This window comes from Mycobacterium angelicum (assembly GCF_002086155.1).
GTDB classification, from domain to species: domain Bacteria; phylum Actinomycetota; class Actinomycetes; order Mycobacteriales; family Mycobacteriaceae; genus Mycobacterium; species Mycobacterium angelicum.
On the sequence record NZ_MVHE01000016.1, the window covers coordinates 1 to 13,594 of the forward strand.

Annotated in this window: 13 protein-coding genes and 1 pseudogene; 7 read left to right on the plus strand and 7 right to left on the minus strand. The window is 67.6% G+C overall.

The window, feature by feature from the left end; all coding sequences use genetic code 11:
* The 3 genes and pseudogenes from BST12_RS12765 to ctaC form a co-directional block, all read right to left on the minus strand.
* A pseudogene (locus tag BST12_RS12765) lies at window positions 1–474 on the minus strand (MmpS family transport accessory protein); the annotation flags it as partial.
* Between the two features lie 166 nt (window positions 475–640).
* Complete coding sequence (locus BST12_RS12770; RefSeq protein WP_083113496.1) at window positions 641–1,060, minus strand: cytochrome c oxidase subunit 4; 420 nt, start codon at window positions 1,058–1,060, stop codon at window positions 641–643.
* Window positions 1,061–1,068: 8 nt separating this feature from the next.
* Window positions 1,069–2,160, minus strand: a complete 1,092-nt coding sequence (gene ctaC / locus BST12_RS12775; RefSeq protein WP_083113497.1) for an aa3-type cytochrome oxidase subunit II — start codon at window positions 2,158–2,160, stop codon at window positions 1,069–1,071.
* Window positions 2,161–2,368: 208 nt separating this feature from the next.
* Between ctaC and asnB the strand changes: the two genes are divergently transcribed.
* Entirely contained in the window at window positions 2,369–4,336 is a 1,968-nt protein-coding gene (gene asnB / locus BST12_RS12780) for an asparagine synthase (glutamine-hydrolyzing) (RefSeq protein ID WP_083113563.1), read from the plus strand.
* Here asnB and BST12_RS12785 read toward each other — a convergent pair.
* The gene (locus tag BST12_RS12785; RefSeq protein WP_083113564.1) at window positions 4,333–5,307 is read right to left on the minus strand and encodes a carbohydrate kinase family protein; all 975 of its coding nucleotides are present in this window, start codon (window positions 5,305–5,307) and stop codon (window positions 4,333–4,335) included. The two genes, asnB and BST12_RS12785, sit on opposite strands and share 4 nt — an antisense overlap.
* A gap of 207 nt (window positions 5,308–5,514) precedes the next feature.
* Here BST12_RS12785 and BST12_RS12790 point away from each other — a divergent pair, with 207 nt between their 5' ends.
* The gene (locus BST12_RS12790; RefSeq protein WP_083113498.1) at window positions 5,515–6,183 is read left to right on the plus strand and encodes an Rv0361 family membrane protein; all 669 of its coding nucleotides are present in this window, start codon (window positions 5,515–5,517) and stop codon (window positions 6,181–6,183) included.
* Window positions 6,184–6,193: 10 nt separating this feature from the next.
* Here BST12_RS12790 and BST12_RS12795 read toward each other — a convergent pair whose 3' ends face one another.
* Window positions 6,194–6,550 carry an iron-sulfur cluster assembly accessory protein gene (locus tag BST12_RS12795; RefSeq protein ID WP_083113499.1) on the minus strand — a complete coding sequence of 119 codons (357 nt, stop codon included), beginning with the start codon at window positions 6,548–6,550 and terminating at the stop codon, window positions 6,194–6,196.
* 91 nt (window positions 6,551–6,641) lie between these two features.
* Complete coding sequence (locus BST12_RS12800) at window positions 6,642–7,718, minus strand: glycerate kinase family protein (RefSeq protein ID WP_139801650.1); 1,077 nt, start codon at window positions 7,716–7,718, stop codon at window positions 6,642–6,644.
* A gap of 169 nt (window positions 7,719–7,887) precedes the next feature.
* Between BST12_RS12800 and BST12_RS12805 the strand changes: the two genes are divergently transcribed.
* The 5 genes from BST12_RS12805 to BST12_RS12825 all read left to right on the plus strand — a co-directional run bounded on the left by BST12_RS12805 (window position 7,888) and on the right by BST12_RS12825 (window position 12,444).
* Window positions 7,888–8,577: a DUF3043 domain-containing protein gene (locus BST12_RS12805; protein ID WP_083113501.1), complete on the plus strand. Its 690-nt coding sequence runs from the start codon at window positions 7,888–7,890 to the stop codon at window positions 8,575–8,577.
* Window positions 8,578–8,604: 27 nt separating this feature from the next.
* Entirely contained in the window at window positions 8,605–9,141 is a 537-nt protein-coding gene (locus tag BST12_RS12810) for a bifunctional adenosylcobinamide kinase/adenosylcobinamide-phosphate guanylyltransferase (protein WP_083113502.1), read from the plus strand.
* Window positions 9,138–10,187: a nicotinate-nucleotide--dimethylbenzimidazole phosphoribosyltransferase gene (gene cobT / locus BST12_RS12815; RefSeq protein WP_083113503.1), complete on the plus strand. Its 1,050-nt coding sequence runs from the start codon at window positions 9,138–9,140 to the stop codon at window positions 10,185–10,187. The genes BST12_RS12810 and cobT overlap by 4 nt, the downstream gene beginning before the upstream one ends.
* Window positions 10,184–10,924: an adenosylcobinamide-GDP ribazoletransferase gene (locus BST12_RS12820; RefSeq protein WP_083113504.1), complete on the plus strand. Its 741-nt coding sequence runs from the start codon at window positions 10,184–10,186 to the stop codon at window positions 10,922–10,924. The genes cobT and BST12_RS12820 overlap by 4 nt, the downstream gene beginning before the upstream one ends.
* A gap of 113 nt (window positions 10,925–11,037) precedes the next feature.
* Window positions 11,038–12,444: an MFS transporter gene (locus BST12_RS12825; protein ID WP_245850276.1), complete on the plus strand. Its 1,407-nt coding sequence runs from the start codon at window positions 11,038–11,040 to the stop codon at window positions 12,442–12,444.
* Here the strand turns inward: BST12_RS12825 and BST12_RS12830 are convergent.
* The gene (locus BST12_RS12830; protein WP_083113505.1) at window positions 12,441–13,547 is read right to left on the minus strand and encodes a branched-chain amino acid aminotransferase; all 1,107 of its coding nucleotides are present in this window, start codon (window positions 13,545–13,547) and stop codon (window positions 12,441–12,443) included. The genes BST12_RS12825 and BST12_RS12830 overlap by 4 nt on opposite strands.
* Window positions 13,548–13,594: the final 47 nt, after the last annotated feature.

The window sequence follows — 13,594 nt, forward strand, 5'->3', positions numbered from 1 at the left end:
GGGCGGGACCGTGGTGGTGGTGATCTCATCCTGGACCGGCGGCACCGACGAGGTAGTGGCGGGGGTGGCGAGTTTGTTCGAGCCGGTGCGGGTAACGAGCAGCGACACCGAAACCACCAATGAAATGGCGGCCAGGATGGCCGCAACGCCCACCACCCATGGCCAGCGGGGCGCGGCATGTTCCTCGTCGTCGGCCGAATCGTCGTAGCTGTCGTAGTCGTAGAGGCTGAGATCGGCGGGCAGGTACCGGGCGCTGAGAAACTGTTCGGATTCCGGCGCTGAATAAGCCTGCGAATATGCGTCGGTCGCGCCGGTATGCTCGCCCAGTTCCACCGCGCCGCTGTCGCCGCCCAGCAGCTCCCCGCCGTGCTCTTCGGGATCCGGACCATCGCTGAGGGGTTCGAGGTCGGCGCCGGGCTCGCTGCCGGAGTCGGGATTGTCAGGTTCCCAACCCGGGGTATCCGGCCCGCTCATGTTCGCCTACCCTGTCCAACTGCCTCACCAGCGCTGCGTTCTGGCACACGCGCCGGGTGAATTCTCCTGTGCCTCGCAAACACTACCCAACCCAGCGGCGCAGCGAAGTCGTGGCGAACTGGCCACCGAACAACTGACGCCCGGATTGTGACCTTCTCGGATCCGATCAGTGTTTCTCGGGGCCTACGTAGTACTCGAAGACCAGTCCGGCCGCCGAGGAAAGGATGAAGACCACGCCGGCAACGATCAACCACGGCAGCCACAACGCAATTCCGACGGCCGCCACCGAACCGGACAACGCAACCATGATCGGCCACCAGCTGTGCGGGCTGAAGAAACCCAATTCGCCTGCGCCGTCACTGATCTCAGCGCCTTCATAGTCTTCCGGCCGGGTGTCGAGCCGGCGTGCCACGAACCGGAAGAAGGTGGCCACGATCAGCGCGAGGCCGGCGGTCAGCGCCAGCGCCGTGGTGCCGGCCCACTCGACGCCGCCGGTGGCGAACATCGCCGTCAGCACACCGTAAAGCACCGTCACGACGAGGAAGAACGCCGCGACAAACTCAAACAGCCTGGCTTCGATATGCATCGAGTGTCCTAACCTACTGGGCTCGGGGCCAATTCGCCGCGGCGGGCATCGAACGGATGGGTGGTGACCGCCAGCGGCGCCTGGTTGATTGCTTGCAACGCCTCGGCGTTGGTCTTGCCGTCGATACGTTGCTGCAAGTAGGCCTTGAAGTCGTTGGGGGCCACCACCCGAACCTCGAAGTTCATCATCGAGTGGTAGGTGCCGCACATCTCGGCGCAGTGGCCGACGAAGGCCCCGGTCTTGGTGATCTGCTCGACCTGCCATACGTTGACGGAATTGTTGGCCACCGGGTTGGGCATCACATCACGCTTGAACAAGAACTCGGGCACCCAGAAGGCGTGGACCACGTCGGCCGAAGCCATTTGGAATTCGATGCGCTTGCCGGCGGGCAGCACCAGGACGGGAATCTCGCTGCTCGTTCCCAGGATCTCGACCTTGTCGAAGTTCAGGTAGCTGCGATCCTCGGTGTTGAGCCCGCGGATGGGCCCGACCAGTTCCTCGCCGTGCTTGTCCTTGCCCTCTGGCTTGGACACCATGGCTTTCTTGCGCGCCGGGTCGGCGCCATCGTAGGTCAGGGTGCCGTCTTTGAAGTTCACCCGCTGATAGCCGAACTTCCAATTCCACTGAAAGGACGTGATGTCGATCACGACCTCGGGGTCCTTGGCGATGTGCAGAATCTTCTCCTGCACAACGACGGTGAAGTAGAACAGGACCGAGATGATGAGGAACGGCGTGACGGTCAGTACCAGCTCAAGCGGCATGTTGTAGCCGAACTGGCGCGGCAGCTCGGTGTCGCCCTTCTTCTTGCGGTGGAAGACCGCGGACCAGAAGATCAAACCCCAGACGATGACGCCGACGACCAGGGAAGCGATCACCGCACCGACCCACAGCTCCCGGTTCAGGTGAGCCTCCGGCGTGATGCCCTCCGGCCATCCCATGCCGATTGCTTCAGACCAGCTGCAGCCGCTCAGCGTGAGCGCGAGCGCGCCCACGGTCGCGGCTAGCGCCAGCGGCCGGAGACGGCGCGAGAGAGCGCCGGAACGGCGCCGAGACCTGCGCTGCGACAAGCTGTGCGAACGACTTGGCTCGCGAGGTGTCACCTTGGCGCCTCCTGTATCACAAGCTGGGCCGACTTGGGTCGCGCCGCGTCGGGCGGGAACCGTCGGCGAACTCGGATGTCGAATACTACGCAGCGTAGACCACGCGGCTTTCCCGGGCGACGATGCGTGCCGAAACTGGTCCACCAAAGAGCCCCAATGGGCCGCGCCGATGCCCACAAGCGGTCCGAGTGCGGCATACTGGGGCGCCGTGTGTGGACTGCTCGCCTTCGTCGCGGCGCCCCCCGACCCCGACAGCGCGCAGGGCCCCGAGGCGGCCGCAGCCGAGGCCGACGGCGCCATTGCCCGCGCATCGCACCTGATGAGGCATCGGGGGCCTGACGAACCCGGCACCTGGGCCGACCCCGCCGCCGACGGGTCGGTGGTGTTCGGTTTCAATCGCCTGTCCATCATCGACATCGCGCATTCGCATCAGCCGCTGCGGTGGGGGCCGCCCGACGCCGCGGACCGCTACGTCCTGGTGTTCAACGGCGAGATCTACAACTACCTGGAATTGCGCGAGGAACTGGCCAGCGCCCACGGCGCGGCTTTCGCCACCGATGGCGACGGCGAGGCGATCGTCGCCGGCTACCACTACTGGGGCACCGACGTGCTCACGCGGCTGCGCGGCATGTTCGCGTTCGCACTGTGGGACACCGTCACCCGCGAATTGCTCTGCGCCCGCGACCCGTTCGGCATCAAGCCGCTGTTCATGGCGACCGGAACCGGTGGCACAGCGGTGGCCAGCGAAAAGAAATGTCTGATGGACCTGGCCGACTTGATCGGCTTTGACACGGCGATCGACGAGCGCGCGGTGCAGCACTACGTCGTGCTGCAGTACGTGCCCGAGCCCGAGACGCTGCACCGCGGCGTGCGGCGGCTGGAATCGGGCTGTTACGCGCGGGTCCGGCCCGGATCGGACCCGGTGGTCACTCGCTACTTCGTGCCCCGGTTTGCGGCGGTGCCGTTCACCGGCAATACCGAACAGGCCCGCTACGACGAGATCACCGCGGTGCTGGAGGACTCGGTGGCCAAGCACATGCGCGCCGACGTCACCGTCGGCGCCTTCCTGTCCGGAGGTATCGACTCCACAGCCATCGCCGCGCTGGCCATCCGGCACAACCCGCGGCTGATCACCTTCACCACCGGTTTCGAGCGCGAGGGTTTCTCCGAGATCGACGTCGCCGTGGCCTCCGCCGAAGCGATCGGAGCGCGCCACATCGCCAAGGTGGTCAGCGCCGACGAATTCGTCGGCGCCCTGCCCGAGATCGTGTGGTATCTCGACGAACCGGTCGCCGACCCGGCGCTGGTGCCGCTGTTCTTCGTCGCCCGCGAGGCCCGCAAACACGTCAAGGTGGTGCTCTCCGGCGAAGGGGCCGACGAATTGTTCGGCGGCTACACGATCTACCGGGAACCCTTGTCGTTGAAGCCTTTCGATTACCTGCCCCGGTCCCTGCGGCGGTCGATGGGAAGGGTGTCCAAGCCGCTGCCGGAGGGCATGCGCGGCAAGAGCCTGCTGCACCGGGGGTCGCTGACGCTCGAGGAGCGCTACTACGGCAATGCCCGCAGCTTCTCCGATGCGCAGCTGCGCGACGTGCTGCCCGGGTTCCGGCCGGAGTGGACCCACACCGACGTCACGGCTCCGCGGTACGCGGAGTCGGCCGGCTGGGACCCGGTGGCGCGGATGCAGCACATCGACCTGTTCACGTGGCTTCGTGGCGACATTCTGGTCAAGGCCGACAAGATGACGATGGCCAATTCGCTAGAACTGCGGGTGCCGTTCCTGGAGCCCGAGGTATTCGCGGTGGCTTCCCGGTTGCCGCTGCAGGCCAAGATCACTCGCACCACAACCAAGTACGCGCTGCGGCGCGCGCTGGAGCCCATCGTGCCGGCACACGTGCTGCACCGGCCGAAACTGGGCTTCCCGGTTCCCATCCGGCATTGGCTGCGCGCCGGTGAGCTGCTGGAGTGGGCGTACGGGATGGTCGACTCATCGCAGGCGGGTCACCTCGTCGACCTGGCCGCGGTACGCCGTATGCTCGACGAACACCGGACCGGAGTCAGCGATCACAGCCGCCGGCTGTGGACGGTGCTGATCTTCATGCTCTGGCACGCGATCTTTATCGAGCACAGCGTCGTACCGCAGATCAGCGAGCCGCAGTACCCGGTCGAGGTTTAGGCCAGTACCGCAGCGATCTCGGCGGCCGCGTCCTCGCCGTAGGCACCAGCCAGCCGGGCCTCGGCAACCGAATGGTCCCATTTCCATTCCTGGGTTCCGGTGGACTCCAGCACCAGCACCGCCACCAGCGAGCCCAGCTGCGCCGAGCGCTCCAGACTCAGGCCTGCGCTGCGCCCGGTCAAGAATCCGGCCCGGAACGCATCGCCGACGCCGGTGGGGTCGGTCTGGCTGGTCTCGGGCACCACACCGACATGGACGCTGCTGCCGTCGCGATCGACGATGTCGACGCCCTTGGCGCCCAGCGTGGTCACCCGCAGCCCCACCTGGGCCGCCACATCGGCTTCCGACCAGCCGGTCTTGGATAGCAGGAGATCCCATTCGTAGTCGTTGGTGAACAGGATTTCGGCGCCGTCGACGAGCTGACGGATCTCGTCGCCCGACAGCCGGGCCAACTGCTGGGAAGGGTCAGCGGCGAAGGGCAGGCCCAGCGTGCGGCACTCCTCGGTGTGCACGACCATGGCCGCCGGGTCGTTGGCCCCGATGATCACCAACTCCGGAGTTCCGATCGCCTTCGCGACCTCGGCCAGCGAAATTTCGCGAGCCTCCGACATGGCGCCCGGGTAGAACGAGGCGATCTGGGCCATCTCGGTGTCGGTGGTGCACACGAACCGCGCCGTGTGCGCAGTCTTCGAGATCAACACGTGGTCGCAGTTGACGCCGTGGGCTTGCAACCAGGCGCCGTAGTCGGCGAAGTCCGCGCCGGCCGCACCGATCAACGCTGCATCACCGCCCAGCACACCGATGGCGAAAGCGATGTTGCCGGCCACGCCGCCGCGATGCACCACCAGGTCGTCCACCAGGAAACTGAGCGATACTTTGTGCAGGTGATCGGCCAGGAGCTGCTCGGAGAATCGGCCGGGGAACCGCATCAGGTGGTCTGTCGCAATAGAACCGGTAACCGCGATCGTCACTAAATATCCGCCCTTCATTCCTAAGGTCGTCTAGCTTCTCATGAATCCCGACCTGGCGACCAACGCTGCCGCGCATTCACAGGCCGTGCGCAGCTATTGCGCTAGCCTGCCTAGAGAACTCACCTGGGTTGCCGCAATTCCCTGCTGGAACGGCAATCGCTCGTCGCCCGCTTAGTCGTCTCGATACACCAGCGTAGGAGAAAAACGATGGCCGGTCCGCACCCGCCGAACCCCGCTGTCGGCGCCGACGGACCCCAAGACATGCGGCACTATCCGGTAACCGGTCCCCACGGACCGGCCCAACACCCCGAAACCCTGGACTTTCCCGCCGACGCCGCGGCCCCCTATCCCGGTCCGCTGCCGCCGTCGCCGGGCCACTATCCCAGGCGTCGTCGCCCCAAACGGCTACTCATCGGGACGCTGGCGGCCATCATGCTGGTCTCCGGCCTGACCGCGGCAATCGTGTACGGAGTCCGCACCAACGGCGCCAATACCGGTGCCACCTTTTCGGAGACGACGGCCAAAACCTCGATTCAGGGTTACCTGAACGCCCTGGTACACAAAGACACCGACACCATCGTCCGCAACGCGCTGTGCGGCATCTATGACGGGGTCAAGGACAAGCGCTCCGACCAGGCCCTGGCCAAGCTCAGCAGCGACGCGTTCCGCAAACAGTTTTCGCAGGTCGACGTGACCTCGATCGACAAGATTGTGTACTGGTCGCAGTACCAGGCTCAGGTGTTGTTCACCATGCGAGTGACCCCCGCCACCGGCGGCCCGCCGAAGGGTGAGGTGCAAGGCGTCGCGCAGCTGCTGTTCCAGCGCGGCCAGATCCTGGTGTGCTCCTACGTGCTGCGCACCGCAGGACAGTACTGATCAGGCTCGGTCAGTTGAACGAATCGCCGCAGGCGCAGGAGCCGGAGGCGTTGGGGTTGTCGATGGTGAAACCCTGCTTCTCGATGGTGTCGACGAAATCGATCGACGCGCCCTCGACGTAGGGAGCGCTCATCCGGTCGACCGTCAACGTCACACCGCCGAAGTCCGCGGTCAGATCTCCGTCCAGCGTTCGGTCGTCGAAGAAGAGGTTGTATCGCAACCCCGCGCAGCCGCCGGGCTGAACCGCGATCCGAAGCGCCAGATCGTCGCGTCCCTCCTGGTCCAGCAGGGCCTTGGCCTTGGTGGCAGCGGCCTCGGTCAGGATCACGCCGTGGGTCTTGGCGGTCGAGTCGTTCTGCACCGTCATTGCTTCTCCTACATGCCTGATGGTTGGGTGGGCCCGCCTGGCTTGGGCCGAATACGGGCGGGGGATGTGTTCTTGGGAAAACCCACTCGTATCAACGGTACCCTGCACCGCCGCGATTCCCGAGTCGCGCGGCGACCTCAGATGCCAAACCCATGAGTTGATTGGCCGCGTCGGCCAGCGCCAGCCCCACCGAGCCCGCATAGTCGGCGATCGACAGCGCGGACATGATGCCCGCCGAGCGCGACGCGGATTTGTCCAGGACCACCTGCCCGGCCAGCACGATCACCGGAATTCCCAGCTCGCTGGCCGCCTCAGCGATTTCGCCGACCACCTTGCCGTGCAGCGACTGCTCGTCGAACTTCCCCTCTCCGGTAACGACCAGCTCCGCTTCGGCGAGGTCGTCGGCCAGGTGGGTGAGCTCGGCGATGATCGCCGCGCCCGATTCGCACCGGCCGCCGAGGGCGAACAGTCCGGCTCCGATGCCGCCGGCCGCGCCCGCGCCGGGCTCGGCGCTCACCGCCCGGCCGGCGGCCGCGTCCAGTTCCATCGCCCAGGCTTCCAGGCGGACCTCGAGTTTGGCGACGGTAGCGGTGTCGGCGCCCTTTTGCCGTGCGAACACCCGCGCCGCCCCCCAGGGCCCCAGCAACGGGTACTCGACGTCCGAGGCGGCGATCAGGTCGACAGCGGCCAACTGCTCACGCGCCACGTCCAGGCCACCGAGCTCGTTGATCATCCCGCGGCCACCGTCGGTGCAGGCACTGCCGCCCAGCCCCACCACAATGCGCGCGGCCCCCACCTGAAGCGCCGCAGCGATCAGCTGGCCCACTCCCCTGCTGTGGGCCGCCAATGCCGTCTCTGGTGTGGGTGGGCCGCCGAGGAGCGAGAGGCCGCACGCCTGAGCAACCTCGAGGAAGGCGGTCCCAGAGCTCGCGTCGAACACCCACTGCGCGTCCACGTCTTTGTCCAGCGGCCCGCACACCTGCAGCTTGCGCAACCCGCCGATCCGGTTGCTGAGCACCTCGACGAAGCCCGGCCCGCCGTCGGACTGAGGGGCGACGATGAAGCTGTCGCCGGGGCGTGATCGGGTCCAGCCGGTCGCGATGACGGCGGCGGCCTCCACCGCCGACAAACTGTCGCCATAGCAATCCGGGGCAACCAGCACCCGCATCGCAGGTAGCTGTAATCGGCCGGGCGCGAGGCCATCGGCAGCATCCGAGGCGAGCGAGCCGTCCATTACAAGCAAGAGTAGGGCCAACGTGGGCGCCAGCGTCGCGTAACCCACTCAACCCGTGGGCATAGTTCCGGCGAGCGGCAACCCGGGAAGTAACCTGACGACTGTGAAGCTGTTGGGCCGCAAAAAGGGCCATGACGAAGGTGACGATTCGCCGAACACCCCCGGGGGCGATGCCGATCGCGCAGAAGCGTCCGGAGCGCCTCGAGGAGGGCCGAAAACCGGCCCCAAGGGCCGCCCCACGCCCAAACGCAACGAGGCCGGGCGCAACCCGAGGAAGGGTCCCGTCGTCCCCGCGCCAATGACGGCCTCCGAAGCGAGGGCCCGGCGCAAGACGCTGAAAGGGCCCAAACTCAGCCGGGAGGAACGCCGGGCCGAGCGAACTGCCAGCCGGGCCCGGATGACGGATCGACGCGAACGCATGATGGCCGGCGACGAGGCCTACCTGCTGCCGCGCGACCAGGGCCCGGTGAAGCGCTACGTCCGCGACATCGTCGACGCCCGGCGCAACGTGCTCGGACTGTTCATGCCGTCGGCGCTGGCTTTGTTGTTCGTCATGTTCGCCGTCCCGCAGGTCCAGTACTACATGTCCCCGGCGATGCTGGTGTTGATGGCCGTGATGATGGTCGATGGAATCATCCTGGGCCGCAAGGTTGGCCGGCTGGTAGACGCCAAGTTTCCCAGCAACACCGAAAGTCATTGGAAACTAGGCATTTACGCTGCGGGCCGGGCCTCGCAGATGCGCCGGATGCGGGCGCCCCGACCTCAAGTCGAGCGCGGCAGCAGTGTCGGCTAGTCCGCCCCGGAAAGCCGTCTGAGCGCGGTGCGCACCCTGGTACTCGGCGGCATCAGGTCGGGCAAATCCCGATGGGCGGAGGCAGCCATCACCAACTCACTGGCACCGGGCCAGCCGGTCCGCTATCTGGCTTCGGGCAGATGCGGCGAGGCCGACCCGGAGTGGGCGCAGCGGATCGCCAAGCACCGCGACCGCCGGCCCGCGCACTGGTCCACGGTCGAAACCGATGACATCACCTCCCAGTTGCGGCAGTCGCCGGAGATCCCGACGCTGGTCGACGATCTCGGCAGCTGGCTGACTGGCACGCTGGATCGCCACCAGGCCTGGGCCGACGGATCGGTCGCGGCTCCCGTTGCGGACATACTCGCCGCGGTCAGCACGTTCGGCTCGACTCTGGTCCTGGTCAGTCCGGAAGTCGGATTGACCGTCGTGCCGGCCACCCCATCCGGTCGCCGCTTCGCCGACGAGTTGGGCAGCCTCAACCAGCAGCTGGCGGCGCTGTGCGACCAAGTGGTGCTGGTGGTGGCCGGACAGGCCGTACCCATCAAGCCGCAGGCGACATGACCGATTTCATGCCGGTAGCGGCCCCCGATGCGGGCGTGGCCGCAGCAGCCCGCGCCCGTCAGGACACGCTGACCAAGCCGCCCGGTGCGCTGGGCCGCCTCGAGGACCTGTCGGTCTGGGTGTCGTCCTGCCAGGATCGGTGCCCGCCGCGCCAGTTCGAGCGAGCACGGGTGGTGGTGTTCGCAGGTGACCATGGTGTGGCCCGCTCGGGGGTGTCGGCCTACCCATCGGAAGTGACCGCTCAGATGGTGGCCAACATCGCCGCCGGCGGCGCGGCGATAAGCGCGCTGGCCGACGTCGCCGGCGCGACCGTCCGGGTTGCCGACCTGGGCGTGGATGCCGAGGCGCTGACCGAGCAGATCGGCGCGCACAAGGTGCGGCGCGGCTGCGGCGATATCGCCATCGAGGACGCCTTGACCGAGGACGAGACCGCCGCCGCGATCGCGGCCGGCCAGCAGATCGCCGACGAAGAGGTCGACGCCGGCGCCGACCTGCTCATTGCCGGCGACATGGGGATCGGGAACACCACCGCGGCGGCGGTGTTGGTGGCGGCGCTGACGGATGCCGAACCGGTCGCCGTGGTCGGTTTCGGGACGGGCATCGACGACGCCGGCTGGACGCGCAAGACGGCCGCGGTGCGCGATGCCCTGTTTCGGGCGCGTCCGGTGTTGCCCAACCCGGTCGGGCTGCTGCGCTGCTGCGGTGGCGCGGACCTGGCCGCGATGGCCGGCTTCTGCGCGCAGGCCGCGGTGCGGCGCACCCCGTTGCTGCTCGACGGCATGGCGGTGACGGCCGCGGCGCTGGTCGCCGAGCGCCTGGCGCCCGGCGCCCGGTTGTGGTGGCAGGCCGGCCATCGCTCCACTGAACCCGGTCACGCGCTGGCCCTGGCGGCCCTGCAACTGGACCCGATCCTGGATTTGCGAATGCGACTGGGCGAAGGCACCGGCGCCGCACTGGCGGTGTCGGTGCTGCGCGCCGCGGTGGCCACGCTGTCCTCGATGGCAACCTTCACCGAAGCCGGCGTATCGACCCCGCCGCTCTCGTGATGCGTTCGCTGGCAACAGCTTTCGCATTCGCAACGGTGCTACCCGTCCGCGCTGCAGCGGCCACGCCCATGGGGCGCGGCGCCATGACCGCGCTGCCGGTGGTCGGCGCCGTTCTGGGCGGCCTGGCCGCGGCCGTCACCTGGGCGGGCGGGCAGGCGTTCGGCCCGTCCAGCCCGCTGTCCGGACTGCTCGCCGTGGCGGCACTGCTAATCGCAACCCGGGGCCTGCACATCGACGGGGTGGCCGATACGGCCGACGGCCTGGGTTGTTATGGACCGCCGCAGCGTGCCCTCGCGGTCATGCGCGACGGGTCAACCGGCCCGTTCGGGGTTGCCGCCATTGTCCTGGTCATCGTCGCCCAAGGGCTGGCGTTCTCGACCCTCGGCATGACCGGCATCGCGGTGGCCGTCTTCGCCGGCCGGGTCACCGCGGTACTGGCCTGTCGCCGATCGGTGCCGGCGGCCGAGGGCAGCGCCTTGGGCACCAGCGTCGCAGGTTCCCAACCCGTGCCGGTGGTGGCGGCCTGGCTCGCCGTATTGTTGGCGTTTTCGCTGGTAGCAGGCCCACGGTTGTGGCAGGGACCGGTTGCGGTGCTGCTGGCTGTGGGCTGCGGTGCCGTCCTGGTGGCACATTGCGTGCGCCGATTCGGCGGCATCACCGGTGACGTGCTGGGCTGCGCCATCGAGCTAACAACGACGATCAGCGCTACCCTGTTGGCAGCACTGATCCGCTGTTAGCCCGCCTGCTGGCCGGCGCACCGCGAGGTCCCCCAATCGGGGGACACAATTTGGTCCGATCGTCGCCGATCGGAGGATTGTTTTGCCCGCTCAGGGGCCTTAACGTCTTCGTCATGCCCGTATCACGGCTGAGCAGCCCGGCGACCGATGCGCCGCGCAATCCGTACGGGCGGCTGCTGACCCAGGGCACCTGCTACACCGCCGGGATGCAGCTGAGCAACGTGTCGGTGGTGCTGCCGTTCGTGTGCGCTCACCTGGGCATGACCTGGACGGCAGCGCTGTTGTTCCCGGCCTACAGCATCGGTTCGATCACCGGAAACTCGCTGTCGCCGGCGATCCTGCAGCGGACCGGCCACCGGCGCCATGTCCTGCTTGCCCTGATCGCTTCCAGCGCGGCCACCTTGCTCGTGTGTGACGCGATAATCCCGTGGACCAGCAAGTTGGTCGGGCCGGTGTTCATGCTGACCTCGGCGCTGGGTGGAGTCGTCGTCGCGCTCTCGAGCGTCGCCTACACCGACATGGTCGCCAGCAAGCTAGCCGCGGTACGACGGGGTCAACTGTTTCTCACCCAAGGTGCGGCCGGGTCGTCGCTGGCCACGTTCGTCACCCTGCTGGTCGTGCCGATGCTGGGTAACGGCAATCAGACGGCCGCGTACCACTACCTGCTCTGGCTGGGTGCCGCGGCGCTGTACTCGTCGGCGATCGCGGCGCTGCTCGTCGGGCCGATTCCCTCGGCCGGCACCACCCGGCGGCCCTCCCTGCGCGAAACCTACCGGCATGGCTTTGCGGCCGCGGGAGCGCAGCGGTGGTTCCGCCAGTACGCGCTGACCTATCTGCTGTTCGCGCCGATCAGCCTGGGCACCAGCTTCTACAGCCTGCGTGCCGCCAAGCACAACGGCACCCTGCACGTGCTGATCATCCTGTCCAGCATCGGCTTGGTCGTCGGGTCAGTGGCGTGGCGCAAGGTCTACACCCGGTTCGGGGTGCGCGGGATGCTGCTCGGCAGTGCCTCGCTGAGCTCGGCCGGTGCGGTGCTGAGCATCGTGGCGGAGTCCTCCGGCCAGTGGTACCACATGTGGGCCTACGGCACCGTGTTCCTGCTCGCAACCGTCTCGGGTCAGCCCGTCGTCGCCGCCGCGGTTTCCTGGATCAGCGTGTTCGCCCCGGAAGAACATCGCGGGACGCTGATCGGCTTCAGCATGACGCTGGTCGCCGTCGAATCCGCCGTGCTGGGAGCCGGTCTGGGCGGAATCGCCCAAGCCCGCTCCACGGTCTTGCCGGTGGTCCTGGTGCTGGTACTGGCCGTCATCGCCGGTATCGCCGCGCTGCGCGCACCCGGCCCGATCGGCGAGACGTCACCCAACCGCTCGTGGCGGCTTGAGCGTCGCGTCCCAAAGCTGGTCGTGCCCGAAACCAGCGATCTCGCCGGTCGCGTCCACCGCGGTCAGATCCGGCACGCCTGGGCCAGCTGGCATCCCGAGCCGGCCCGGCCGGCCCAACCGGCCGCTGCAGTCGCCTAACCCAGCCGCGACATCCAGCCGTGGGTGTCGGCGAACGTGCCACGCTGGATCCCGGTGAGGGTGTCGCGCAACGCCATTGTCACTTCACCAGGCTGGCCGTCGGCGACAGTGAATTCGCTGTCCCCGTATTTCACCCGGGCGACCGGCGTGATGACCGCGGCGGTACCGCAGGCGAACACCTCGGTGATCTCGCCGGAGGCGGCTTTCTTCTGCCATTCCGCGATGTCGATCTTGCGCTCCTCGACCGAGAATCCGCCGTCAATCGCCAACTGCAGCAACGAATCACGGGTGATACCGGGCAGCAGCGAGCCGGACAGCTCCGGGGTGACCAGCCGCGCCGAACCACCGCTGCCCAGCACGAAGAAGAGGTTCATGCCGCCCATCTCTTCGACGTAGCGGCGCTCGACGCCGTCCAGCCACACCACTTGGTCGCAACCGTTTTCGGCGGCCTGGGCCTGCGCAAGCAGCGAGGCTGCGTAGTTGCCGCCGAACTTGGCCGCGCCGGTACCGCCGGGGCTGGCCCGCACGTATTCCGTTGAGACCCAGACGCATACCGGGTTGATGCCGCCTTTGAAGTACGCGCCGGCCGGCGAGGCGATCAGCAGATAGCGGTATTCCTTGGCCGGCCGCACGCCCAGCCCGGGCTCGGTGGCGATGATGAACGGCCGCAGATACAGCGCCTCTTCGCCACCGGCTTTGGGCACCCAGGCCTCGTCGACGGCGATCAGCTGGCGCAGGGATTCGATGAATAGCTCGTCGGGTAGTTCCGGAATCGCAAGCCGCCGCGCCGACGAGCGCAACCGGGCGGCGTTGGCGTCGGCGCGAAACGACACGATCGAGCCGTCCGCCCACCGGTAGGCCTTGAGCCCTTCGAACACTTCCTGCGCGTAGTGCAGCACGATGGCCGACGGATCCAGCTCGATGGGGCCGTAGGCGATGACGCGCGCGTTGTGCCAACCACGGCCCTCGCGGTAGTCGATCGAAACCATGTGGTCGGTGTGGAATTTGCCGAAGCCAGGGTCAGCCAGGATCGATACCCGCTGGTCCCTGGTGGCCGGACTTTGCGAGCGCGAAACCGTGAACTCAAGGGAACCGCTGGTCATGGCGCCGATTCTATATCCGTGCGCCAACGGGTTTTTGCCATGCGAGC